This is a genomic window from Streptomyces griseoaurantiacus, from assembly GCF_036189845.1.
In the GTDB taxonomy this organism is placed as follows: Bacteria; Actinomycetota; Actinomycetes; order Streptomycetales; family Streptomycetaceae; genus Streptomyces; species Streptomyces griseoaurantiacus.
Genome location: NZ_CP108326.1, coordinates 1,407,640 through 1,432,047, shown reverse-complemented (window position 1 = coordinate 1,432,047; position 24,408 = coordinate 1,407,640). Strand labels below are relative to the sequence as shown.

The window sequence follows — 24,408 nt, the reverse complement described above, 5'->3', positions numbered from 1 at the left end:
GCGGGCCGAGGCCGGCGCGCGACGTACCCGTCAGGGGTCACCGCTCGGTACCCGATCCCAGCAAGACCCCGAGCCGCGTCGTCCGCGGCTTCGCCCCCACCTCGGCCACCGCCCGCGGCAGGGCCTGCTCCACCCCGTGCACCACGGACAGATGCCGCTCCGCCCGGCCGAAGGCCGTGTACACCCACGGGCGCGACAGGGCCGGCACCGCGTCCCCGGGCAGGACCGCGACCACCGCCGGCCACCGCTCCCCGACCGCCTGGTGCACGGTCAGCGCCCAGCCGTGCCGGACCACCTGCTCCACCCGCTCCCGGGGCACCACCACCGGCAGCCCCGCGCACTCCAGCCTCAGCCCCTCCGCGTCGGCCCCGAGGACCCGGCCCGGCACCGCGCGCCCAGGCCCCGGCGTGTACACCACACGGTCCCCGGGGTCGAAGCCGCCGAACCGCCCCGGCCCCGGGTTGAGCCGCTCCTTCAGCGCGGTGTTCAGCACCCGGGTGCCGACCGCGCCGCCGTGCCCCGGCGTCACGACCACCGTCTCCTCGGGCGGCACCCCGATCGCACGCGGCACCGAGTCCGCGACCAGCTGCACGGTCCGGTGCACCGCCTCTCCGGCGTCCCGCACCGGCACGATCACCACTTCCTTGCCCGGCGCCGCCACCTGGTTGAGCTCCCCGATGCCGATGCCCGAGACCAGCTCGCCGAGCGGACCGGGATCCGGGGTGCGCGAGGCGACCTGCGGACAGATCTTCGCGGCCAGCAGGTCCGCGAAGACCCGGCCGGGCCCCGCCGACCACAGGACCCCCGGATCACCGGAGAGGACGAGACGCGCTCCGTCCGGCATCGACTCCACGAGCAGTGCCGCCGTCTCGACGTCGAGCTGCGGCGCGTCCAGCACGAGGAGCAGGTCCAGCGCGAACGCCCCCTCGGTGTCCCGGCCCGGCCCGCCCGGTCCTCCGGACAGCAGGTCGGCGACGGTGACCGCACCGGGCGGCACCTCGCCCGCAACGTCCACGCCAGACGCACTCCCCTCACCGGAGCCGGAGCCGGAGCCGGAGCCGGAGCCGGCCGAACCCGAACCGGCCGTGCCCGCCGGGCCGTCCCCGGCCACCTGCGCGGCGAGACGCTCCCGGCCGCCCGCGCCGTGCGTCGCGCCCCAGGCCCGCAGGCCCAGCCCGGACGCCGCCCGCAGCAGGGCCGCCGTCTCCTGCCGGGCGGCCTCCCCGCCGGTGTGCAGCACCAGGCCGTGCCCGGCCACGGCCCGGATCAGCTCCGCCGCCGACCGGCCCGCGGCCTCGGCCGCCCGCTCCCAGCCCTCGGCCGTCCCGTCCTGCTTCGGCACCGAGTTCACGAGCCGTCCGAGCCCGTCCGCGAGGCTCTCCTCGGCCAGCGCGTACCGCTCCAGGCCGACCAGGACGCGCACCGGACGCTCCTGAACCTCCTCCTCGGCCCCGTCCTCCCCGCCGCCGCCGTCGTCCGCCCGCACGGCCCGGCTCTCCGCGGCCCCCGTCCCGGTACCGCCGGGGGTGTCGAGGGCGTCCTGGAAGACCAGCGCCTCGCCCTCCGCGAGGCTCTCCCGCACCGCCGCGTCGGGGTCCGGCACCGCGTACCGTCCGAGCGCGGTGAGCAGTGCGGGCAGTTCCAGGGCCGTGTGTCCGGCGAGCGCCGCCTGTTCGAGCAGCCACCCGGTGACCGCGCGGCCCCGCCGCTCGTCGCCGGGGTCCGCCTCCCCGCCCAGCAGCGCGCGGGCGAACCCGTCGGCCTGCTCGGGCCGTACCCCCGGCACGCGCAGGAGCTGCCAGGGGTCCTCACGCAGCACTCCTTCGGCGCCCGCACCGAGCGCGGCGGCGGCGCCCTGCGCCAGCGCGGCCGGGGCGCCGCCCTCGGCGAGCACCGACCGGACCGCCGTGACGGCCTCCTCGGGCGGCACCGGAGCCGCCGTCGGCGTGGCTACGGGAGCCGCCGGCCGCTGCGGCTGCCGTACGGGTTCGGGCGCGGCCCTGCGTGGAGCGGGCGGCGGCTCGCTGAACGCGCCGGCCACCGGCTTGGCCCCGCTCTCCACCGCCCGCACCGCGGCCAGCAGGTCCGCGGCGGTGCCACTGAGCTTGGCCCCGCTCTCCACCGGACCCTGCTTGGCGGCCTTGCGCCGCTCGATCCGCTCCCTCTCCTGCCGCTGCGCCTCCAGCTCGGCCTCGGCCTCGGACAGTTCCGGGGACGGGTTCCCGGCGTTCTCCGCCTTCCCGGGGCCCTCCGTGTCCTCCGCCTCCGCCGAGGTCGCCGGTTCCGCCGACGCCGTCGGCGCGGCCGAGTCCGCCGGCTCCGCCGTCTCCGCGGCCGTCTCCGTGGTCTCGGGGTCCGTGCTCACAGCGTGCTCCAGTCGTGATCGGGATAACGGTGCACCGGGGCCGACACGTCGTCCAGCGCCCGGCAGATCTCGTCCGGAAGACTAAGCGTCTCCACTGACAACGCCGCCGTGAGCTGCTGCGCCGTGCGCGCGCCGACGATCGGCGCGACCACTCCGGGACGGTCCCTGACCCAGGCGAGGGCCACCTGGAGCGGCGTGGCCGACAGGCCGTCCGCCGCCGTCTGCACCGCGTCGACGATGCGTCTCGCCGCCTCGTCCAGGTACGGCGCGACGAACGGGGCCATGCGCTCGGAGGCGCCCCGCGAGCCGGGCGGGTTGCCGTCCCGGTACTTGCCGGTCAGGACGCCCCGGCCCAGCGGCGAGGAGGGCAGCAGCCCGACCCCGAGGTCCAGCGCGGCCGGCAGCACCTCCCGCTCCACCCCGCGCTGGAGGAGCGAGTACTCCATCTGCGTACTGCCGATCCGGGTCCGCGGGCCCGGTGCGGCGAGCTGCCAGGTCGCGGCCTTGGCCAGTTGCCAGCCGCAGAAATCGGACACGCCCGCGTACCGCGCCCGCCCGCTGCTGACCGCCAGGTCCAGTGCCCCGAGCGTCTCCTCCAAGGGGGTGTGGGGATCGAAGGCGTGCACGTGCCACACGTCGACGTAGTCCGTGCCCAGCCGGCCGAGCGAGGCGTCCAGGGCGGCCAGGAGATGGCCGCGGGAGCCGTCGGACCGCCGCTCGGGGTCGGGGACGCTGCCGGCCTTCGTGGAGATGACCAGGTCACGCCGGGGAACCAGCCCCTCCGTGAGCCGGCCGAGCAGGTATTCGGCCTCGCCGTCGCCATAGACGTCGGCGGTGTCCACGAGGGTGCCGCCCGCCTCCCAGAACACCTTCAACAGGTCCGCCGCGTCGTGCTCGTCGGTGCCGCGGCCCCATGTCAGGGTGCCCAGCCCGATGCGGGACACGCGCAGGCCGGTGCGGCCGAGATGCCTCTGCTCCATGAACGCCGACATTACTGGCCGGGGCCCGCACGTGGGGGGCCTGTGGACAACCGGAAACTCCGGAAACAGGGCCCCCGCCGCCGTGGCGCACGGGCGGTCCGTGAGGCGAGCGGCTGCCGCGGGGGACGGTCGCGCGCTACTGTTCCCGCAAGGGACGTTACTGATCAGTAAGGGGAACCGTATGCGGCTCGGCATCAACCTCGGTTACTGGGGCGCCGGAATGGACGCGGACAACCTCGCCGTCGCCCAGGAGGCCGACCGGCTCGGCTACGCGGTCTGCTGGGCCGCCGAGGCGTACGGCTCCGACGCGGCCACCGTGCTCACCTGGGTCGCCGCCCAGACCGAACGCATCGACGTCGGCTCGGCGATCTTCCAGATCCCGGCCCGCCAGCCGGCGATGACGGCGATGACCGCCGCGACCCTCGACTCCCTCTCCGGCGGCCGCTTCCGGCTCGGCCTCGGCGTCTCGGGACCGCAGGTCTCCGAGGGCTGGTACGGGGTCAGGTTCGACAAGCCGCTGGCCCGGACCCGCGAGTACGTCGAGATCGTCCGCAGGGCCATGACCCGCGAGCGCCTCACGTTCAAGGGGGAGCACTGGACGCTGCCGCTCCCGGACGGCCCCGGCAAGCCGATCAAGCTCACCGTGCACCCGGAGCGCACCCACATCCCGCTCTACATCGCCGCCATCGGCCCCAGGAACCTGGAGCAGACCGGCGAGATCGCCGACGGCGCCCTGCTGATCTTCCCCTCCGCCGAGCACCTGGAGGACACCGCGATCCGGCACCTGCGGGCCGGCCGGGAGAAGGCGGGCAAGACCCTGGACGGCTTCGACGTGTGCCCGACCGTGCCGCTGGCGCTCGGCGAGGACAAGGACGTCACCGCGCTCGCCGACACCTTCCGCTCCTACACCGCGCTGTACGTCGGCGGGATGGGCAGCCGCAAGCAGAACTTCTACAACCGGCTGGCCGGCCGTATGGGCTACGAGGAGCAGGCCGCCGAGATCCAGGACAAGTACCTGTCCGGTGACAAGCAGGGGGCCGCGGCCGCCGTGCCGCACGAGCTCATCGACCGCACCACCCTGCTCGGCTCCGTCGACCGCATCGCCGACCGCATGAAGGAGTACGCGGCCGTCGGCGTCACCACCCTCACCCTGGCCCCGGCCGGCTTCACCCTCGAGGAACGCCTGGCCGCCCTCCGCGCCGGCACGGAGGCGCTGGAGCGCGCGGGACTCGCGTAGGAGCGCTAGGGGAAGCGGAGGCGAGGGGGGGGAAGTCCCCCCGGCGCCCCGCCGAACGTCTCGCGGCCGTGGTGGGGGCTCGGGGGATCTTCCCCGCCACGGCCGTCAGGGAGAACAACGCGCCCGCCTCCCGCCGGTTACGCGCGATGGCCCCCGCCCCCTCCTCCGTTCGACGGAGTCGACCGACACGTCGGGTTGCCGGGACCGTATGCGCCCGCTTTGACTCGGTTCCGGCAGATTCCGCAGAGAGGTAGGGCAGACGTGCTTTCGACCAAGAGTCTCTTCCGGGAGATCGTCGACAACGACGAGTCGTTCCGGCTGCTCTGCTCGATCGCGGCGGGCGGCGAGGCCCAGGGCGGCTGGGAGAACGCCCGCATCGCCGCGCTCGTCCCACCGGGGGAGCGGGAACTGGCCCCGAAGATCGCCCGGCACGGCGCCGACGAGGACAAGCACGGGCGCATCTTCCACGCCCTGCTCGGGAAACGCGGGCTCGCCGCCGTCGAGGTCCCCGCCGAGACGGACTACACCATGCTCCTGGAACGGCGCGGCATCGGCCTGTCCCACGAAAGACTGAAGACCGAGCGACCGCTCACGGTGCGGGACATCATCACCTACCTCGCCCACAGCCGCGTCACCGAACAGCGCGCCTCCGAGCAGATGCGACTGCTGCTCCGGCACTTCGCCGACCACCCCGACCTCGGCCGGGCGGTACGGATGATCTCCGAGGACGAGGACAACCACCTCGCCTACTGCCACGAGGAACTGCTGCGCCTCTCCCGCGCCGGTCACGAGCGCGCGATCCTGCGCACGCTCCACGAGTGCGCCCGCGCGGAGATCCGGGTCCACCGGGACGTCAGCCTCGCCGTCATGCGCCACATGGGCCGCATCCTCGGCTGGTCCCGGGCCAAGGGGGCGGTGCTGGCCGCCGGCATCCACACGGCGTACGCGTACGAGCTGCTGATCGGACGGCGGCGGATGGTCGCCCTGCGGACGCCCGAACGCCGTAACGCCCTCGGCGGGCCTACAACCATCCCCGTCGCTTGAACTGCCGGTACAGCAGTACCTCCAGGACCACCATCACGGCGATGACCACCGGGTAGGACCAGAGCCAGTGCAGCTCCGGCATGTGGTCGAAGTTCATGCCGTAGATCCCCGCGATCATCGTGGGGACCGCGGCCATCGCCGCCCAGGCGGAGATCTTCCGCATGTCGTCGTTCTGCCGGACGCTCATCTGCGCCAGATGCGCCGAGAGGATGTCGGAGACCAGCCGGTCCAGGCCCTCCACCGACTCGTTCACGCGGGTGAGGTGGTCGCTGACGTCACGGAAGAAGGGGCGCGCGGAGTCGTCCACGTACGGCAGCACGCTGCCGAACGAACCGGTGTTCGCCAGCCGGGTCAGCGGCAGCGCCAGCGGGTTGGTCGCCCGGCGGAACTCCAGGATCTGCCGCTTGAAGGTGTAGATCCGCGAGGCCGTGTTGCGCGAGCCCCCGCCCTCGGGCGAGAAGACCTCCGCCTCCAGTTCCTCCAGGTCGGTCCCCAACTCCGTGGCCACGTCCAGGTAGTGGTCGACGGAGGCGTCCGCCAGGGCGTACAGGACCGCCGTCGGCCCCTTGCCGAGCATCTCCGGCTGCTGCTCCAGGCGCTTGCGGACGACACCGAGGGGCGCGCCCTCACCGTGCCGGACCGTCACCACGAACCCGTCGCCGAGGAAGATCATCACCTCGCCGGTGGAGACGGCGTCGCTCTCCGGCTCGTAGACGACCGGTTTGAGCACCATGAAGAGCGAATCGTCGTACACCTCCAGCTTCGGCCGCTGATGCGCCTTGAGCGCGTCCTCCACGGCCAGCGGATGCAGTCCGAACTCCTCGGTGACCTTCCCGAACTCCCGTTCCGACGGCTCGTGCAGCCCGATCCACACGAAACCGCCCGCGGCCCGTGCGTTCGCGAGCGCGTCCGAGAGGTCCTCGGGCCCCTCGGAACGGCGCCCGTCACGGTAGATGGCACAGTCGACGATCACGGAAGTCGTACTCCCCTCTCGGAACGGACACGGAACCGCGGCGGAAGCGGGCGAGGGCGGACGGGGCGGCCGGGCCCGACGGGGCGAACGGGGCCGGCGCGACAGGACCTAGGCTGGACGCCATGCCCACGTTGATCCTCGTACGGCACGGACGCTCCACCGCCAACACCTCGGGACTGCTCGCCGGGTGGACCCCCGGCGTCGCCCTCGACGAGCGCGGCACCGCCCAGGCGGCCGCCCTGCCCGGCCGGCTGGAGGGCATTCCGATCGCCGAGATCATCACCAGCCCCCTCCAACGCTGCCAGGAGACCATGCGGCCCCTGCTCGAGGCCCGCGGCCTCGAGGCGCACAGCGACGACCGGATCGGCGAATGCCACTACGGCGACTGGTCCGGCCGCAAACTCGCCGAACTGGCGGACGAACCGCTGATGGAGGTCGTGCAGGCGCACCCCTCCGCGGCCGCGTTCCCCGGCGGCGAGTCCATGCGGGCCATGGCGACCCGCGCCGCGGAGGCCGTGCGCGAGTGGAACGCCCGCGTGGAGCGCGACCACGGCGCCGACGCCGTCTACCTGATGTGCTCGCACGGCGACATCATCAAGTCGCTCGTCGCCGACGCGCTCGGACTTCATCTCGACCTCTTCCAGCGGATCTCTGTTGAACCTTGTTCCATCACCGCGATCCGTTACACCCGGTTGAGGCCCTTTCTCGTGCGGCTCGGCGACACCGGGGACCTCTCCTCCCTGGCGCCGCCGGAGCGGGCGCCCTCGGAGGGCAGCGGTCCCGGAGCGGGCGGGGACGACGGTCACGCCACGGTCGGGGGCGGTGCTGGCGCACCGTGATCGTCGGCCGCAGTAGGGTGAAGCGGTCGAAACAGCGCAGTAGTTGTCAAGCAATGGAGACAGGACGTGTCCCGTCAGGTGTTCCTCTACGACCCACCGGACCGTTTCGTGGCCGGCACGGTCGGACTGCCCGGGCGCCGTACCTTCTTCCTGCAGGCCATCGCCGGGACCCGGGTGACCAGTGTGGCACTGGAGAAGACCCAGGTCGCCGCGCTCGCCGAACGCATGGACGAACTCCTCGACGAGGTCGTGCGGCGCAGCGGCGGGAACGCCGCGGTGCCCGCCGTGACCCCCTCCGAGGTCACCGACACCGAGCCGCTCGAGACGCCGGTGGAGGAGGAGTTCCGGGTCGGCACCATGGCCCTCGCCTGGGACGGCGACGAGGAACGGATGATCGTCGAGGCCCAGGCGCTGGTCGAACTGGACGCCGAGTCCGAGGAGGACCTGGCGGAGGCCGAGGAGCGGCTGCTCCAGGACGAGGAGAACGGCCCGCCGATGCTCCGCGTCCGGCTCACCGGGGCGCAGGCACGGGCGTTCGCCAAGCGGGCCCTGGAGGTCGTCAACGCCGGTCGGCCGCCGTGCCCGCTGTGCAGCCTCCCGCTCGACCCGGAAGGACATGTATGTCCGCGCCAGAACGGATACCGCCGCGGAGCGTGACGAGGTGACCACCAGCGACGAGGCCGGCCTCGGCACGACGGCCGCGGGCACCCCCGCGGCCGGCGGCGCCGCCCCGGCGGCGGACCCCCTGCCGGCCGCCGAGGCCGTACGGCTGCTCACCGAGGGCGAACTGACCGTGCGCGGCCGCATCCGCGAGGCCTCCAACGCCGCGCTCTACTGCACGGTCGCCCTCGAAGGACGGGAGGCCGCCTGCGTCTACAAGCCCGTCGCGGGGGAGCGCCCGCTGTGGGACTTCCCCGACGGCACCCTGGCCGAGCGCGAGGTCGCCGCCTACGAGGTCTCCGAGGCGACCGGCTGGGCCCTCGTGCCGCCCACCGTGCTGCGCGAGGGGCCGTACGGCCGGGGCATGTGCCAGCTCTGGATCGAGGTCCTGCCGGAGTCCGAGCTGCTCGCCCTCGTGGACGCGGAGGAGCCGGAGCCCGGCTGGAAGGCGATCGGCCTCGCGGAGGTCGAGGAGGGCCGCACCGCCCTCCTCGTGCACGCCGACGACATGCGCCTGCGGCGGCTCGCCGTCCTCGACGCCGTGATCAACAACGCCGACCGCAAGGGCGGCCACCTGCTGCCCACCGAGGGGGAGCGCCTCTACGGCATCGACCACGGGGTCACCTTCAACGCCGAGAACAAGCTGCGCACCCTCCTGTGGGGCTGGGCCGGCGAGAGCCTGCCCGGGGAGGCCCTGGACGTGCTGCGGGGCCTGCGGGAGGCCCTGGCGGAGGGCGGGCCGCTGGCGCTGCGCCTGGGCGAGCTGCTCACCCCGGCGGAGGTCGGGGCCACCCGCGCCCGGGTCGAGGACCTCCTGGCCTCGGGACGGCACCCGGAGCCGAGCGGGGAGTGGCCGGCGATCCCGTGGCCACCGGTGTGACGACCCGGGCGTGAGCACGGCGGTGGTCCCGTCGGCGCGGGCGAGGAAAGACCGCGCCGGCGGGACCACCGCCGTGCCGGGGACCAGGCACATCGGGGCGTCCCGCGCAAGAACGGCTTCCTGGCCATCTCACCGTCCGTGTGCCCGATCCGGTTCGTGCAGGGAACATCCATCCGGTTAGGCTCATGACATGCATGCCTGGCCCGCTTCCGAGGTCCCCGCCCTGCCTGGTCAGGGCCGCGACCTGAGGATCCACGACACCGCCACCGGCGCTCCGGTCACCCTCCAGCCCGGTCCCGTCGCCCGTCTCTACGTCTGCGGCATCACGCCGTACGACGCCACCCACATGGGGCACGCGGCGACCTACAACGCGTTCGACCTCGTACAGCGTGTGTGGCTCGACACCAAGCGCCAGGTTCACTACGTCCAGAACGTGACGGACGTCGACGATCCCCTGCTGGAGCGCGCAGAGCGCGACGGCCTCGACTGGACCGCGCTCGCCGAGCAGGAGACCAAGCTCTTCCGCGAGGACATGACCGCGCTGCGGATGCTGCCGCCGCGGCACTACATCGGCGCGGTCGAGGCGATACCCGGGATCGTCCCGCTCGTGGAGCGGCTGCGGGAACTGGGCGCCGCCTACGACCTCGAGGGGGACGTCTACTTCTCCGTCGAGTCCGACCCGCACTTCGGCGAGGTGTCCCACCTGGACGCCGCGGCGATGCGGCTGCTCTCCGCCGAGCGGGGCGGCGACCCCGACCGCCCCGGCAAGAAGAACCCCCTCGACCCCATGCTCTGGATGGCGGCCCGGGAGGGCGAGCCGAGCTGGGACGGCGGCTCGCTCGGGCGCGGCAGGCCCGGCTGGCACATCGAGTGCGTGGCCATCGCCCTCGACCACCTCGGGATGGGCTTCGACGTGCAGGGCGGCGGCTCCGACCTCGCCTTCCCCCACCACGAGATGGGCGCCTCGCACGCCCAGGTGCTCACCGGTGAGTTCCCCATGGCCAAGGCGTACGTGCACGCCGGCATGGTGGCGCTCGACGGCGAGAAGATGTCCAAGTCCAAGGGCAACCTGGTCTTCGTCTCGCGGCTGCGCCGGGACGGCGTGGACCCCGCCGCGATCCGGCTCGCGCTGCACGCCCACCACTACCGCTCCGACTGGGAGTGGACGGACCAGGTGCTGCGGGACGCGGTCGCGCGGCTGGAGCGGTGGCGCGCGGCGGTCTCGCGGCCGGACGGACCGGCCGCGGAGGACATGGTCGAGGCGGTGCGGGCGGCGCTCGCGGACGACCTGAACGCGCCGGAGGCGCTGGCGGCGGTCGACCGTTGGGTGGCCCGCCAGGAGGAGGCCGGCGGCACGGACGGGTCCGCGCCGGGGGTCGTCTCGCGCACGGTCGACGCGCTGCTGGGCGTGGCGCTGTAGGCACCAGGACCCGGGAGGAGCTGTGAGCAGCTGAACCCGGGAGACCCGGGAGACCCTGAAGACCAGGCAGAACCCGGGGGGAAGGGACGGCGGGGACGGGAGAACCCGGCCCCGCCTCCTCACTCCTCCGGCGGCTCCTCGTCCGCCTCGTCCTGCCGCGGCGGCCTGGGCGCGCGGCCCCGGCCGCCGCCGGGCGGGCCGCTGCCGAAGGGACCGGCGGACGGACCGCCCGGCGCGCCCCCGTCCCGGCGGCGCAGGTACCGCTCGAACTCCCGCGCGATCGCCTCCCCGGAGGCCTCCGGCAGCTCCGCCGTGTCCCGCGCCTCCTCCAGCGTCTGCACGTACTCCGCGACCTCGCTGTCCTCGGCCGCGAGCTGGTCCACACCCGTCTGCCACGCCCGCGCGTCCTCGGGCAGCTCGCCCTGCGGGATGCGGAGGTCGATCAGGTCCTCCAGCCGGTTGAGCAGGGCCAGCGCCGCCTTCGGGTTGGGCGGCTGCGAGACGTAGTGCGGCACCGCCGCCCACAGCGACACGGCCGGCACCCCCGCGTGCGTGCACGCCTCCTGGAGGATGCCGACGATGCCCGTCGGACCCTCGTACTTGGTCTCCTCCAGGTCCATCCGCTGGGCGAGTTCCGCGTCGGACGTCACCCCGCTGACCGGAACCGGACGCGTGTGCGGGGTGTCCCCGAGCAGCGCGCCCAGGATGACGACCATCTCCACGCCCAGCTCGTGCGCGAAGGCGAGCAGCTCGTTGCAGAACGAGCGCCACCGCATCGACGGCTCGATCCCCCGGACCAGTACCAGGTCGCGCGGTCTGTCCCCGCCGACACGGACCACCGAGAGCCGGGTCGTGGGCCAGGTGACCTTGCGGACCCCGGCCTCCATGAACACCGTGGGGCGGTTGACCTGGAAGTCGTAGTAGTCCTCGGCGTCCAGCGCCGCGAACACCTCGCCCTTCCATTCCCGGTCCAGATGCGCGACCGCGGTGGAGGCGGCGTCGCCGGCATCGTTCCAGCCCTCGAACGCGGCCACCATGACCGGGTCGATCAGCTCGGGAACCCCCTCGAGCTCGATCACCCAGCGCCTCCTTCCGACGTGCCTGTTGTACGCCCCAACCTTACGGCCCCGACAGGCCGTCACCGCAGCCCCGTGCACCGCTGAGTGAACGGATGACTGCCCCGTTCGACCGGCTCGAACACCTTGATCGTCGACCTGTACCCCCGGCTGTACCCCCGGCCCGGGCCGCCGCGCCGGAGGGGGCGGCCCCGTCCGGGAGCCGCCCCCTCACCGTCCGCCCGAGGGCCGACGCCGCTCACTTCCGGTCGAGCAGCTCCCGTACCCGGGCCCGGACGTCGTCCGTGGCCAGGCCCCGGATCGTCAGGGTGGTCCGGCGGCGCAGCACGTCGTCCTCGGTCTCGGCCCACTCGTGGTCCCGGGCCCACACGACCTGCGCCCAGATCTCGGGCGCGTCCGGGTGGATCCGCTCGGACAGCGCCGGGTCCTCGTTGGCCAGCCGCGCGATGTCGAAGGCCAGCGAGCCGTAGTGGGTGGCCAGGTGCCGGGCGGTCTCGGGAGCCATCCGGGAGGCGGGCTCCGGCCGGTCCACGAGCAGCCGGTGGGCGACCGCGCGCGGGTTGGCTATGCCGGGCAGCGGGAGCTTCCTCGGCAGCGAGGCGATCGGCTCGAAGTCCTCGCCCAGCGGATGGCCGGGCAGCGCCTCCAGCTTCTTCATCACCGTGCGTCCGATGTGCCGGAACGTGGTCCACTTGCCGCCCGCCACGGACAGCATGCCGCCCCTGCCCTCGGTGACCACCGTCTCCCGCTTGGCCTTGGCGGTGTCGCCGGGCCCGCCCGGCAGCACCCGCAGTCCGGCGAAGGAGTAGGTGATGAGGTCACGGTCGAGCTGCTGGTCGCGGACGGAGAACGCGGCCTCGTCCAGGATCTGGGCGATGTCCTTCTCGTCGACGGCGACCTCGCCCGGGTCGCCCTCGTACACCTCGTCGGTGGTGCCGAGCAGCAGCATGTCCTCCCAGGGGAGGGCGAAGGTGATGCGGTACTTGTCGATGGGGGTGGCGAGCGCCGCCTTCCACGGGGAGGTGCGCTTGAGCACCAGGTGCGCGCCCTTGGACAGGCGGATGGACGGCGCGGCCCCCGCGTCCTCCATCCGGCGCAGGTGGTCGACCCAGGGCCCGGTGGCGTTGAGCACCAGGCGCGCGTCGACCCCGAACTCCTCGCCGGAGAGCCGGTCCTTCAGCTCGGCGCCGGTGACCCGGCCCCGGGTGAAGCGCAGACCGGTCACCTCGGCGTGGTTGAGCACGACGGCGCCGGAGTCGACGGCGGCACGGACCGTCATCAGCGCCATGCGCGCGTCGTTCATCTGGTCGTCCCCGTAGACGGCGACGGCCTTGAGGTTCTCCGTGCGCAGCTCGGGCACGTCCTGCGCGGCCTTGGCCGGGCTGAGCAGGTGGCCCACGCCGTCGCCGAAGGCGGAGAGCGCGGAGTAGGCGAAGACGCCCGCGCCGAGCTTCGCCGCGCCGTGCGGCCCGCCCTTGTACACGGGCAGGTAGAACGTGAGCGGGTTCGCCAGGTGGGGGGCCACCTGGCGGGAGACGGCGCGGCGCTCGAAGTGGTTCTCCGCGACCAGCTTCACGGCGCCGGTCTGCAGATAGCGCAGACCGCCGTGGAGCAGCTTGGAGGAGGCGGAGGAGGTGGCGCCGGCGAAGTCGCCGGCGTCGACCAGTGCCACCCTGAGCCCGGACTGCGCGGCGTGCCAGGCGGTGGAGATGCCCAGGATGCCGCCGCCGATCACGAGGAGGTCGTACGTCGCCTTGGAGAGCTGCTCCCGGGTCTCCGCCCGGCTCGGACCCGTGCCGGTGGCCGGGTGCGTACCGAGGGCGGGCACGGACTGCAGGGTGGACTGACTGGTCATGGCTCTACTTACTCCTCGTCCTCGAGCCAGCCCATGGTCCGCTCGACGGCCTTGAGCCAGTTCTTGTACTCACGGTCGCGGGTGTCCGCGTCCATGTGGGGGGTCCACTCGGCGGCCCGGCGCCAGTTGGCGCGCAGGTCGTCGATGCTGTTCCAGAAGCCGACGGCCAGGCCGGCGGCGTAGGCGGCACCGAGGCAGGTGGTCTCGGCGACCATCGGGCGCACCACGGGCGCGTCCAGCACGTCGGCGAGGGTCTGCATCAGCAGGTTGTTGGAGGTCATGCCGCCGTCGACCTTGAGCGCGGTGAGCTCCACGCCCGAGTCCTTGGTCATGGCGTCGGCGATCTCCCGCGTCTGCCAGGCGGTGGCCTCCAGGACGGCGCGCGCGAGGTGCGCCTTGGTGACGTACCGCGTCAGGCCGGCGATCACACCGCGGGCGTCGGAGCGCCAGTACGGGGCGAACAGGCCCGAGAAGGCCGGCACGAAGTAGGCGCCGCCGTTGTCCTCGACGGTCAGCGCGAGGGTCTCGATCTCGGCGGCGGTGGAGATCAGGCCCATCTGGTCGCGCATCCACTGCACCAGGGAGCCGGTGACGGCGATCGAGCCCTCCAGGGCGTACACCGTCTTCTGATCACCGATCTTGTAACCGACGGTGGTCAGAAGTCCGCTGTAGGAGTTGATCAGCTTGTCGCCGGTGTTCATCACCATGAAGGTGCCGGTTCCGTAGGTGGACTTCGTCTCGCCCTCGGCGAAGCAGGTCTGTCCGAACAGGGCCGCCTGCTGGTCGCCCAGCGCGGAGGCGACGGGAATGCCGCCCAGCAGGTCACCGAGGGTGCCGCCCTTGATCTCGCCGTAGACCTCGGCCGAGGAGCGGATCTCGGGCAACATCGCCGTCGGAACGCCGATGGACTCGGCGATCTTCTCGTCCCACGCCATGGTGTGGAGGTTCATCAGCAGGGTGCGGGAGGCGTTCGTGACGTCCGTGACGTGCCGGCCGCCGTCCGCACCGCCGGTCAGGTTCCAGATGACCCAGGAGTCCATCGTACCGAAGAGGATGTCCCCGCGTTCGGCGCGCTCCTTGAGCCCGTCGACGTGGTCGAGCAGCCAGCGGGCCTTGGGTCCGGCGAAGTAGGAGGCGAGGGGCAGACCGGTCTCGCGGCGGAAGCGGTCCTGGCCGACGTTGCGGCCGAGTTCCCGGCACAGGGCGTCGGTGCGGGTGTCCTGCCAGACGATCGCGTTGTGGACCGGCTCACCGGTGTTCTTGTCCCACAGCACGGTGGTCTCGCGCTGGTTGGTGATGCCGATGGCCTTGATGTCGTCCCGCGTGATGCCCGCCTTCTGGACGGCGCCGGCGACGACCTCCTGGACGTTGGTCCAGATCTCCGTGGCGTCGTGCTCGACCCAGCCCGGCTTGGGGAAGATCTGCTCGTGCTCCTTCTGGTCGACGGAGACGATGCGGCCGTCCCGGTCGAAGACGATGCAGCGCGAGGAGGTCGTGCCCTGGTCGATGGCGGCGATGAACGGCCCGGCAGTGTGTGCGTCGGTCACTGTGTGCTCCTGGGAGTTTCGTGCGATTCCGTGAGATGCGCTTTTCCGGGTTTCCTCTAAGCAAAGGCGACGTTGTAGACGCCCGCAGCGATCGCACCGCCGATCAGCGGACCCACCACCGGGACCCAGGCGTAGCCCCAGTCCGAGCCGCCCTTGTTGGGGAGGGGGAGCAGGGCGTGCACGATGCGGGGACCGAGGTCACGGGCCGGGTTGATGGCGTACCCCGTGGGGCCGCCGAGAGACAGGCCGATGGAGACGACCACCAGGGCGGTGATCAGCGCGCCCAGGGTGCCGAGCCCCTTGCCGTCGGCGTTCAGTCCCTGGGTGAGGACGGCGAGGCAGAGCACGAAGGTGCCGATGACCTCGGTGGCGACGTTCATCAGCGGGTTGCGGACCTCGGGGCCGGTGGAGAAGACGCCGAGCACCGGACCGGCCTGGTTCTCCTGCGCCTCGACCGCCTTCGCCCGGGTGTCCTGTGCCCCGGGGCCGCCGACGATCTCGCGGTCGGTGAGGTGCGCGTGGAACTGGCCGTAGTACGCGATCCAGGTGAGGGCGGCGCCGATCATGGCGCCGAGAAGCTGCCCGCCCCAGTAGACGGGGAGGTCGCCGAAGTCGTTGTCCTTGATCGCGATGGCGAGGGTGACGGCCGGGTTCAGGTGGGCACCGGAGAGCGGTCCGGAGATGTAGACGGCCGTCAGCACGGCGAAGCCCCACCCGAAGGAGATGGCGAGCCAGCCGGCGTTGCGGGCCTTGGAGGCCTTGAGTGTGACGGCGGCGCAGACGCCCGCGCCGAGCAGGATGAGTATGGCGGTACCGATGGTCTCGCCGATGAAGATGTCGGAGCTGGACACCCGCGACTCCTTTGTCCTTCGTCCAGGGGAAGGCGAACCCCGGGTCCCTCCGGTGGTCCGCGCCCTCAGGGGTGAGGGCGTTTGCCGGCCCATGGCATTGTCACACTGTAACGCGTATTGCCGGTAAGTGTTCGACAATGCCGACCGATGGACGCGAGTCTCGTCGCGGGGTGCGGGCTAGTCAAGAGTTCGGTTATCGCTAACCCGATCGTTATTGAGAGGGCCCGCTTATCGATCGCGAGAGGGCATGCCCGTTCACGGGCGCGGGGAACCGTCCGGGCTGTCGCGGGCATGACGAAGAGCCGCTTTTGACGGCCCCGGTCCGGGACGCGAGGGGTTGCGATGCGGGGGGGGGGGGGGGGGGAGGAGGTGGGCGCCGTGAGGGCGGAGGGGGGCCGTCAGAAGCGGCTGGCGCCGAGGTCCCGCGAGACCGCGCGGGCGCAGTCGCGCACCGCGGCGATCAGCTCGGCCCGGATCTCGCCCTCGTGGCAGAGCCGCTCCACGGCCCCCGTGATCCCGACCGCGCCGACCGGCATCCGCCGCCGGTCGTGGATGGGCGCGGCGATCGAGGCGACGCCCTCCCAGGTCTCCTCGACGTCCGCGGCGTACCCCCGGGCCCGTGTGAGGTCGAGTACCTCCTCGAACCGGCCCGGATCGCTGATCGTGCGGTCGGTGAAGGCCTTGCGGTCGGCCTCCAGGGCCTCGCTGTGGGCCACCGGGTCGTAGGCGGAGAGCACCTTGCCCAGGGCCGTGGAGTGCAGGGGCTGCATCGCCCCGATCTCCAGCACCTGCCGGCTGTCGTCGGGCCGGAAGACGTGGTGCACGATCAGCACGCCCTGCTGGTGCAGCACGCCCAGGTAGACGCTCTCGCCGCTGGAGCGGGCCAGGTCGTCCGTCCACACCAGCGCCCGCGCCCGCAGTTCGTGCACATCGAGGTAGGTGGTGCCCAGGCGCAGCAGTTCGGCGCCGAGCTGATAGCGGCCCGAGGCGTCGTCCTGCTCGACGAAGCCCTCCTGCTGGAGCGTGCGCAGTATGCCGTGGGCCGTGCCCTTGGCCAGGCCCAGCGAGGAGGCGATGTCCGACAGGCCCAGCCGTCGCTCGCCGCCCGCCAGCAGCCGCAGCATCGCGGCCGCCCGCTCGAGCGACTGGATGTTCCGTGCCATCGCCGTCCTGCCCTCCGTCCCTGTCGACCGCCGGTCCGCCGGCCGAGGCTCCAGTACCGCGTTCGGCATTGTCGAACACTACCGGTCCCCGCCGACCTCCCGCCAACGGGAGGGCACGGCGATTTCCGGCCGGAAACCGCCCGAATGCCACGCGCCGGCCCCCGCGGGGACACCCGTCCGCCCCGTGGACGCCTCTGACCGTACGGCGTGCCGAGGGCTACCCTGACCGGGTGCGCCTTCCGAGGGAGGCCGCAAAGCCGACAGCCGTCGCACTCCAGGGAGCATCTTCCATGGCCTCGTCGCCGAACCCGTCCGCCTCGTCCGCCCCCTCCGAGCGCCCCGGGGGCACGCCCGCCGCCGATGCCCGGGCCCGCACCGACGCCCTCCGCGAGGCCCTCGCCACGCGGGTCGTGGTGGCCGACGGAGCGATGGGCACGATGCTCCAGGCCCAGGACCCGACGCTGGAGGACTTCCAGGGCCTCGAGGGCTGCAACGAGGTCCTCAACATCACCCGCCCGGACATCGTCCGTTCGGTGCACGAGGCCTACTTCTCCGTCGGCGTCGACTGCGTCGAGACCAACACCTTCGGCGCCAACCACACCGCGGCCACCGAGTACGAGATCGCCGACCGGGTGCACGAGCTCTCCGAGGCCGGCGCCCGCATCGCCCGCGAGGTCGCCGACGAGCACGGTGCCCGCGACGGCCGCCAGCGCTGGGTCCTCGGCTCCATCGGCCCCGGCACCAAGCTGCCCACCCTCGGCCACGTCGGCTACACCACCATCCGCGACGGCTACCAGGCCAACGCCGAGGGCCTGCTGGCGGGCGGCGCCGACGCCCTCATCGTCGAGACCACCCAGGACCTGCTGCAGACCAAGGCCTCCGTCCTCGGCGCCCGCCGCGCCATGGCCGCCACCGGCACCGAGGTCCCGCTGCTGGTCTCCATGGCGTTCGAGACCACCGGCACCATGCTGCTCGGCTCCGAGATCGGCGCCGCGCTCACCGCGCTGGAGCCGCTCGGCATCGACATGATCGGCCTGAACTGCTCCACCGGCCCCGCCGAGATGAGCGAGCACCTGCGCTACCTCACCCGGCACTCCCGCATCCCGCTGCTGTGCATGCCGAACGCGGGTCTGCCGGTGCTCACCAAGGACGGCGCGCACTTCCCGCTGGACGCCGAGGGGCTCGCCGACGCGCAGGAGACCTTCGTCCAGGACTACGGCCTGTCCCTGATCGGCGGCTGCTGCGGCACCACCCCCGAGCACCTGCGCCAGGTCGTCGAGCGGGTCCGGGAGACCACCCCGGCCGAGCGCAGCCCGCAGCCCGAGCCCGGCGCCGCCTCGCTGTACCAGACCGTGCCCTTCCGCCAGGACACCGCCTACCTCGCCATCGGGGAGCGCACCAACGCCAATGGTTCGAAGAAGTTCCGCGACGCCATGCTGGAGGGCCGCTGGGACGACTGTGTGGAGATGGCCCGGGACCAGATCCGCGAAGGCGCCCACATGCTCGACCTCTGCGTCGACTACGTGGGCCGCGACGGCGTCGCCGACATGCGGGAGCTGGCCGGGCGCTTCGCCACCGCCTCCACCCTGCCGATCGTGCTGGACTCCACCGAGGTCGACGTCCTGCGGGCCGGCCTCGAGATGCTCGGCGGCCGCGCGGTCATCAACTCCGTCAACTACGAGGACGGCGCCGGACCCGAGTCGCGCTTCGCCAAGGTCACCGCCCTGGCCAAGGAGCACGGGGCGGCACTCATCGCCCTGACCATCGACGAGGAGGGCCAGGCCCGCACCGCCGAGAAGAAGGTCGAGATCGCCGAACGCCTGATCGAGGACCTGACCGGCAACTGGGGCATCCACGAGGAGGACATCCTCGTCGACTGTCTGACCTTCACCATCTGCACCGGGCAGGAGGAATCCCGCAAGGACGGCCTGGCCACCATCGAGGGCATCCGCCGGCTCAAGGAGCGGCACCCGAAGGTGCAGACCACCCTCGGCCTGTCCAACATCTCCTTCGGCCTCAACCCGGCCGCCCGCATCCTGCTCAACTCCGTCTTCCTCGACGAGTGCGTCAAGGCCGGCCTGGACTCGGCGATCGTCCACGCCTCCAAGATCCTCCCCATCGCCCGCTTCGACGAGGAGCAGGTCACCACCGCCCTCGACCTCATCCACGACCGCCGCCGCGAGGGCTACGACCCGCTGCAGAAGCTGATGCAGCTCTTCGAGGGCGCCACCGCCAAGTCCCTGAAAGCCGGCAAGGCCGAGGAACTGGCCGCCCTGCCGCTGGACGAGCGCCTCAAGCGGCGCATCATCGACGGCGAGAAGAACGGCCTGGAGGCCGACCTCGACGAGGCCCTGGAGAGCCGGCCCGCCCTGGCGATCGTCAACGAGACCCTGCTGGACGGCATGAAGGTCGTCGGCGAACTCTTCGGGTCCGGGCAGATGCAGCTCCCGTTCGTGCTGCAGTCCGCCGAGGTCATGAAGACCGCCGTCGCCCACCTCGAACCGCACATGGAGAAGTCCGACGAGGCCGGCAAGGGCACCATCGTGCTCGCCACCGTCCGCGGCGACGTCCACGACATCGGCAAGAACCTCGTCGACATCATCCTGTCCAACAACGGCTACAACGTCGTCAACCTCGGCATCAAGCAGCCCGTCTCCGCGATCCTGGAGGCGGCCGAGGAGCACAAGGCCGACGTCATCGGGATGTCCGGACTGCTCGTCAAGTCCACGGTGATCATGAAGGAGAACCTGGAGGAGCTCAACCAGCGCGGGATGGCCACCGACTTCCCGGTCATCCTCGGCGGAGCCGCCCTGACCCGGGCCTACGTCGAGCAGGACCTGCACGAGATCTACGAGGGCGAGGTCCGCTACGCCCGTGACGCCTTCGAGGGGCTGCGCCTCATGGACGCCCTCATCGGCGTCAAGCGCGGCGTGCCCGGGGCGAAGCTGCCCGAACTGAGGCAGCGCCGGGTGCGGGCGGCCACCGTCGAGATCGAGGACCGCCCCGAGGAGGGTGCCGTCCGCTCCGACGTCGCCACCGACAACCCGGTGCCCGAACCCCCCTTCCGCGGATCCCGCGTCATCAAGGGCATCCAGCTCAAGGAGTACGCGGGCTGGCTCGACGAGGGCGCCCTGTTCAAGGGGCAGTGGGGGCTGAAGCAGGCCCGCTCCGGCGAAGGACCCACCTACGAGGAACTCGTGGAGCGTGAGGGCAGGCCCCGGCTGCGCGGGCTCCTCGACCGGCTCCAGACCGACAACCTGCTCGAAGCCGCCGTGGTCTACGGCTACTTCCCGTGCGTCTCCAAGGACGACGACCTCATCGTCCTGGACGAGGACGGCAACGAGCGCACCCGCTTCACCTTCCCGCGCCAGCGCCGCGGACGCCGGCTGTGCCTCGCCGACTTCTTCCGGCCCGAGGAGTCCGGGGAGGTCGACGTCGTCGGCTTCCAGGTCGTCACCGTCGGCTCCAGGATCGGCGCGGAGACGGCGAAGCTGTTCGAGGCCAACGCCTACCGCGACTACCTCGAACTGCACGGACTGTCCGTCCAGCTCGCCGAGGCCCTCGCCGAGTACTGGCACGCCCGCGTCCGCGGTGAACTCGGCTACGCCGGCGAGGACCCCGCGGCCATGGAGGACATGTTCGCCCTCAAGTACCGCGGCGCCCGGTTCTCGCTCGGCTACGGTGCCTGCCCCGACCTGGAGGACCGCGCCAAGATCGCCGAGCTGCTGCAGCCGGAGCGGATCGGCGTCCACCTGTCCGAGGAGTTCCAGCTCCACCCCGAGCAGTCCACCGACGCCATCGTCATCCACCACCCGGAGGCCAAGTACTTCAACGCCCGGTGACGCACCGCGCACGGGCGCCACACGCTCCGAGACGCACTCCGGACGGCCAGGACGTACACTGGTCGGTCCACCGCAGGCCGGTTCCTCTTCGGGAACCGGCCTGCTCGTCCCCCAAGGAGGTGCGTCGGATGACGACAACCGTCCCCGCGCTCGGAACCCACTCGGCGGAGGGCTCGTCCCTGCAGGCCGTCCTCCTCGACATGGACGGCACCCTGGTGGACACCGAGGGCTTCTGGTGGGACGTCGAGAGAGACGTCTTCGCCGGTCTCGGCCACTCCCTCAAGGACGACTGGCGCGAGGTCGTGGTCGGCGGCCCCATGACCCGCAGCGCGGGCTTCCTCATCGAGGCCACCGGCGCGGACATCACCCTCGCCGAACTCACCGTGCTGCTCAACGACGGCTTCGAGGACCGCATCGACAGCGCCCTGCCGCTGATGCCCGGCGCCGCCCGGCTGCTCGCCGAGCTCGCCGCGCACGACATCCCCACCGCCCTGGTCTCCGCCTCCCACCGGCGCATCATCGACCGCGTCCTGGCCGCCCTCGGGCCGCAGTACTTCGCCCTGACCGTCGCCGGCGACGAGGTCGACCGGACCAAGCCGTTCCCCGACCCCTACCTGCTGGCCGCCTCCGGGCTCGGCGCGCGGCCCGAGCGGTGCGCCGTCGTCGAGGACACCGCGACCGGCGTGGCCTCCGCCGAGGCCGCCGGGTGCCGTGTCGTCGCCGTCCCGTCCGTGACGCCCATCGCGCCCGCCCGCCGGCGCACGATCGTCACCTCCCTGGAAGAGGTCGACCTGCCCTTTCTGCACGGTCTGATGAGGAGGGACGGCCCGTCCGGCGCGAGGTGAGCCGAAGGGACGGACCAGGTCGGCGCGAACAGCCCCCGACGCCCGCACGAGAGCCGTCCCCCCGCCTCCTTCCCGCCAATTTTTCGCGCCGGACGACCGGATTCCGGTCCCCGCCCCTACGGCCCCGGATGTGACGTTCGCCACGTGCGCGGGGGTCGACAGCGGGCTGCGCCTGTGCTGTTCACCCCATTTCGGGGCGCCGGGGCGCGCCCTTGTGTCCCGTTTGGTGGGACGCTGCGCTAATCCTCCCCCTGTCGGGTTTTCGGTGTGTCCGCACCCGGTTTCGCTCCGTGATGGGGTCCCGGCTCCGGCGGCTGCGAGTCCCTGAGGCGGCGCCTACTAATCTCATCGCGGTAAACACCGTCACTACCCCCGTGATCCGCCGCGACACCCCTGCATGCCGGGTACACGGACTCGACCGCTCTGGAGAATCTCGAGCATGAACCGCAAGACTCTGGTGCTGCCGGCCCTCGTCGGCCTGCTCGCTCCTGTGCTCGCCGCCTGCGGTGGTTCCGACAGTGGGAGCAGCGGCGGCGACGCGATCGTCGTCGGCACCACGGACGCGTTCAGTCAGAACAAGAACAAGCCCGCGCCCATGGACCCGGCGTACGCCTACGACGTGGGCACGTGGAACATCCTGCGGCAGACCGTGCAGACGCTGATGGCCTACCCCAAGGGTGACGGGGCTCCGCAGCCGGACGCCGCCGAGAGCTGCGGCTTCACCGATTCCGGCAACGAGCGGTACGCGTGCACGCTGCGCAAGGACCTGCAGTTCTCGGACGGTTCCCCGGTCACGGCCGACGACGTCAAGTTCTCCATGGAGCGAGCGCTGACGATCAAGGACCCCGAGGGCGTCTTCGCGCTGCTGTCCACGATCGACACCATCGAGACCAAGGGCGACCGCGAGGTGATCTTCCACCTCAAGACGGCCGACGCCACCTTCCCGTTCAAGCTGTCCACTCCGGTCGCGGGGATCCTCAACCCCAAGGACTACGAGAAGGACAAGCTGCGCGAGGGCTTCTCGATCGACGCCTCCGGCCCGTACACCATGAAGGCCGAGGTGAAGAACGACTCGATCGTCAAGGCGGTCTTCACCAAGAATCCCCACTACAAGGGGATGCTGAAGCTCAAGAACGACAAGGTCGAGCTGAAGACCTTCCCCGACGCGGACTCCATGGGCGACGCGCTGGCCAAGGGCGACATCGACGTCATGACCCGTGCCATGACGCCGGAGCAGATCGACAAGCTGTCCGCCAAGACCAACGGCGACATCGACCTCGTCGAGATGCCCGGTCTCGAGGTGCGCTACCTCGGCTTCAACACCGAGGCCGACACGGTCAAGAACACGGCCGTGCGCGAGGCGATGGCCCAGATCATCAACCGCGGTCAGCTCGTCTCCGAGGTCTACGGCAGCCAGGCCGAGCCGCTGTACTCGATGGTCGCGGCGACCGTCACCGGCCACAACAACGCCTTCCTCAACAAGTACGGCGACCCCAGCGTCAGCAAGGCCCGCAACCTGATGACCAAGGCGGGCATCACCACGCCGGTCAAGCTGACGATGCACTACACGACCGACCACTACGGTGCGGCGACCAAGAAGGAATTCGAGGTCCTGCAGAAGCAGCTCAACGCCAGTGGTCTGTTCGACGTGTCCATCAAGGGCACCCCGTGGGACGACTACAAGAAGCTCGAGCAGTCGGGCAAGTTCGACGTCTACGGCATGGGCTGGTTCCCCGACTTCCCGGACGCCGACAACTACCTGGCGCCGTTCCTGGACAAGGACAACACCCTCAACTCGCCGTACGTGAGCACCGAGATACGCAACCAGCTCCTCCCGCGCTCGCGTCGTGAGGCCGACCGGCTGAGCGCGTCCAAGGACCTCGGCGCGATCCAGAACAAGATCGCCGACGACGTCCCGCTGCTGCCGCTGTGGCAGGGCAAGCAGTACATCGCCGCCCGCGACAACATCACGGGCTCCGAATGGGCCATCAACTCCTCCTCGACCCTCCAGCTCTGGGAGCTGGGCCGAGGCGTGAGCAGCTGACCCGACGGCCCCCCGGGCCGGATGCGCGAAGGGCGCCCCTCCACTTCGGAGGGGCGCCCTTCGCGCATCCCGCTGCCACGGCCCGAGAGGGGGACGCGGACGGACGCGGCTACTGCGCGCCGGGCCGCACCAGCCCGCTCTCGTAGGCGTACACCGCCGCCTGCACCCGGTCGCGCAGCCCCAGCTTGGTGAGCACGTGCCCGACGTGGGTCTTCACCGTCGTCTCGCTGACGAACAGGTCCGCGGCGATCTCCGCGTTCGACAGTCCGCGCGCCACCAGCTTCAGCACCTCGACCTCACGGTCGGTCAGCGTGTGCAGGGTGTCGGGGACCGGCTCGTCCCCCGAGGGCAGATGCGTGGCGTACTTGTCCAGCAGCCGGCGGGTGATGCTGGGAGCCAGCATCGCCTCCCCGGCCGCGACCACCCGGATCGCCTGCACCAGTTCGTTGGCCGGGGCGTCCTTGAGGAGGAAGCCGCTCGCGCCGGCGCGCAGCGCCTCCACCACGTACTCGTCGAGGTCGAAGGTGGTCAGCACCAGCACCTTGGCCGGTCCGTCCCGGCCGGGCCCGGTGATCTGACGGGTCGCCTCCACCCCGTCCATGCGCGGCATGCGAATGTCCATCAGCACCACGTCGGGCTGCAGCGCCCGCACCTGGTCGAGGGCCTGGAGGCCGTCCCCGGCCTCACCGACGACCGCGAGGTCCTGCTCGGCCTCCAGGATCATCCGGAACCCGGTGCGCAAGAGCGGTTGGTCGTCGACCAGTAGGACGCGAACGGCCACGTGGAA

The 24,408-nt window shown here is 71.9% G+C and carries 18 protein-coding genes; 9 read left to right on the top strand and 9 right to left on the bottom strand.

From position 1 onward, the window contains the following. Positions 1-37 precede the first annotated feature (37 nt). Together OHB09_RS06475 and OHB09_RS06470 are read right to left on the bottom strand one after the other, a co-directional pair. Positions 38-2,365, bottom strand: coding sequence for a helix-hairpin-helix domain-containing protein (locus OHB09_RS06475; RefSeq protein ID WP_328921708.1), 2,328 nt, complete (start codon positions 2,363-2,365; stop codon positions 38-40). Then, positions 2,362-3,345: an aldo/keto reductase gene (locus OHB09_RS06470; RefSeq protein WP_040896083.1), complete on the bottom strand. Its 984-nt coding sequence runs from the start codon at positions 3,343-3,345 to the stop codon at positions 2,362-2,364. The genes OHB09_RS06475 and OHB09_RS06470 overlap by 4 nt, the downstream gene beginning before the upstream one ends. Before the next feature lie 181 nt (positions 3,346-3,526). On the opposite strand from OHB09_RS06470, the gene OHB09_RS06465 reads away from it, so the two are divergent. Together OHB09_RS06465 and OHB09_RS06460 are read left to right on the top strand one after the other, a co-directional pair. Continuing rightward, positions 3,527-4,582: an LLM class F420-dependent oxidoreductase gene (locus tag OHB09_RS06465; protein WP_328921707.1), complete on the top strand. Its 1,056-nt coding sequence runs from the start codon at positions 3,527-3,529 to the stop codon at positions 4,580-4,582. A gap of 261 nt (positions 4,583-4,843) precedes the next feature. After that, a complete protein-coding gene (locus OHB09_RS06460) occupies positions 4,844-5,626 on the top strand; it encodes a hypothetical protein (protein WP_006141768.1) in 783 nt (260 codons plus the stop codon). Here the strand turns inward: OHB09_RS06460 and corA are convergent. Continuing rightward, a complete protein-coding gene (corA, locus tag OHB09_RS06455) occupies positions 5,604-6,599 on the bottom strand; it encodes a magnesium/cobalt transporter CorA (protein ID WP_006141767.1) in 996 nt (331 codons plus the stop codon). The two genes, OHB09_RS06460 and corA, sit on opposite strands and share 23 nt — an antisense overlap. 122 nt (positions 6,600-6,721) lie before the next feature. Between corA and OHB09_RS06450 the strand changes: the two genes are divergently transcribed. The 4 genes from OHB09_RS06450 to mshC all read left to right on the top strand — a co-directional run bounded on the left by OHB09_RS06450 (position 6,722) and on the right by mshC (position 10,398). Continuing rightward, on the top strand, positions 6,722-7,438 hold the full coding sequence (locus OHB09_RS06450; RefSeq protein WP_328921706.1) for a histidine phosphatase family protein: 717 nt from the start codon (positions 6,722-6,724) through the stop codon (positions 7,436-7,438). Between the two features lie 66 nt (positions 7,439-7,504). Next, positions 7,505-8,095: a DUF3090 domain-containing protein gene (locus tag OHB09_RS06445; protein ID WP_006141765.1), complete on the top strand. Its 591-nt coding sequence runs from the start codon at positions 7,505-7,507 to the stop codon at positions 8,093-8,095. A gap of 4 nt (positions 8,096-8,099) precedes the next feature. Beyond that, positions 8,100-8,978 carry an SCO1664 family protein gene (locus OHB09_RS06440; RefSeq protein ID WP_367477204.1) on the top strand — a complete coding sequence of 293 codons (879 nt, stop codon included), beginning with the start codon at positions 8,100-8,102 and terminating at the stop codon, positions 8,976-8,978. A 190-nt stretch (positions 8,979-9,168) separates the two neighbouring features. Then, positions 9,169-10,398, top strand: a complete 1,230-nt coding sequence (gene mshC, locus OHB09_RS06435) for a cysteine--1-D-myo-inosityl 2-amino-2-deoxy-alpha-D-glucopyranoside ligase (RefSeq protein ID WP_006141763.1) — start codon at positions 9,169-9,171, stop codon at positions 10,396-10,398. A 119-nt stretch (positions 10,399-10,517) separates the two neighbouring features. Here mshC and OHB09_RS06430 read toward each other — a convergent pair whose 3' ends face one another. The 5 genes from OHB09_RS06430 to OHB09_RS06410 all read right to left on the bottom strand — a co-directional run bounded on the left by OHB09_RS06430 (position 10,518) and on the right by OHB09_RS06410 (position 16,890). Beyond that, positions 10,518-11,477, bottom strand: coding sequence for a PAC2 family protein (locus OHB09_RS06430; RefSeq protein ID WP_006141762.1), 960 nt, complete (start codon positions 11,475-11,477; stop codon positions 10,518-10,520). Between the two features lie 235 nt (positions 11,478-11,712). Continuing rightward, on the bottom strand, positions 11,713-13,329 hold the full coding sequence (locus OHB09_RS06425) for a glycerol-3-phosphate dehydrogenase/oxidase (protein WP_006141761.1): 1,617 nt from the start codon (positions 13,327-13,329) through the stop codon (positions 11,713-11,715). Positions 13,330-13,337: 8 nt separating this feature from the next. Further along, positions 13,338-14,876: a glycerol kinase GlpK gene (glpK, locus tag OHB09_RS06420; RefSeq protein ID WP_006141760.1), complete on the bottom strand. Its 1,539-nt coding sequence runs from the start codon at positions 14,874-14,876 to the stop codon at positions 13,338-13,340. A 56-nt stretch (positions 14,877-14,932) separates the two neighbouring features. Next, complete coding sequence (locus OHB09_RS06415) at positions 14,933-15,727, bottom strand: MIP/aquaporin family protein (RefSeq protein ID WP_006141759.1); 795 nt, start codon at positions 15,725-15,727, stop codon at positions 14,933-14,935. Between the two features lie 398 nt (positions 15,728-16,125). After that, a complete protein-coding gene (locus tag OHB09_RS06410; RefSeq protein WP_040896029.1) occupies positions 16,126-16,890 on the bottom strand; it encodes an IclR family transcriptional regulator in 765 nt (254 codons plus the stop codon). 290 nt (positions 16,891-17,180) lie between these two features. Here OHB09_RS06410 and metH point away from each other — a divergent pair, with 290 nt between their 5' ends. From metH to OHB09_RS06395, 3 genes are all read left to right on the top strand, one after another. Continuing rightward, complete coding sequence (gene metH / locus OHB09_RS06405; protein ID WP_191852371.1) at positions 17,181-20,732, top strand: methionine synthase; 3,552 nt, start codon at positions 17,181-17,183, stop codon at positions 20,730-20,732. 128 nt (positions 20,733-20,860) lie between these two features. Then, the gene (locus OHB09_RS06400; RefSeq protein WP_006141755.1) at positions 20,861-21,577 is read left to right on the top strand and encodes an HAD family hydrolase; all 717 of its coding nucleotides are present in this window, start codon (positions 20,861-20,863) and stop codon (positions 21,575-21,577) included. A gap of 439 nt (positions 21,578-22,016) precedes the next feature. Next, entirely contained in the window at positions 22,017-23,621 is a 1,605-nt protein-coding gene (locus tag OHB09_RS06395; RefSeq protein ID WP_006141753.1) for an ABC transporter substrate-binding protein, read from the top strand. Between the two features lie 109 nt (positions 23,622-23,730). Here OHB09_RS06395 and OHB09_RS06390 read toward each other — a convergent pair whose 3' ends face one another. After that, positions 23,731-24,402, bottom strand: coding sequence for a response regulator (locus tag OHB09_RS06390; protein ID WP_006141752.1), 672 nt, complete (start codon positions 24,400-24,402; stop codon positions 23,731-23,733). Between the last annotated feature and the right edge of the window lie 6 nt (positions 24,403-24,408).

What these genes read in the sequence shown, in the direction of transcription:
- OHB09_RS06450 (WP_328921706.1), top strand. Translation starts at nt 6,722, where the DNA reads ATGCCCACGTTGATCCTCGTACGGCACGGACGCTCCACCGCCAACACC.
- OHB09_RS06400 (WP_006141755.1), top strand. Translation starts at nt 20,861, where the DNA reads ATGACGACAACCGTCCCCGCGCTCGGAACCCACTCGGCGGAGGGCTCG.
- OHB09_RS06395 (WP_006141753.1), top strand. Translation starts at nt 22,017, where the DNA reads ATGAACCGCAAGACTCTGGTGCTGCCGGCCCTCGTCGGCCTGCTCGCT.
- metH (WP_191852371.1), top strand. Translation starts at nt 17,181, where the DNA reads ATGGCCTCGTCGCCGAACCCGTCCGCCTCGTCCGCCCCCTCCGAGCGC.
- OHB09_RS06465 (WP_328921707.1), top strand. Translation starts at nt 3,527, where the DNA reads ATGCGGCTCGGCATCAACCTCGGTTACTGGGGCGCCGGAATGGACGCG.
- mshC (WP_006141763.1), top strand. Translation starts at nt 9,169, where the DNA reads ATGCATGCCTGGCCCGCTTCCGAGGTCCCCGCCCTGCCTGGTCAGGGC.
- OHB09_RS06410 (WP_040896029.1), bottom strand. Translation starts at nt 16,890, where the DNA reads ATGGCACGGAACATCCAGTCGCTCGAGCGGGCGGCCGCGATGCTGCGG.
- OHB09_RS06470 (WP_040896083.1), bottom strand. Translation starts at nt 3,345, where the DNA reads ATGGAGCAGAGGCATCTCGGCCGCACCGGCCTGCGCGTGTCCCGCATC.
- OHB09_RS06425 (WP_006141761.1), bottom strand. Translation starts at nt 13,329, where the DNA reads ATGACCAGTCAGTCCACCCTGCAGTCCGTGCCCGCCCTCGGTACGCAC.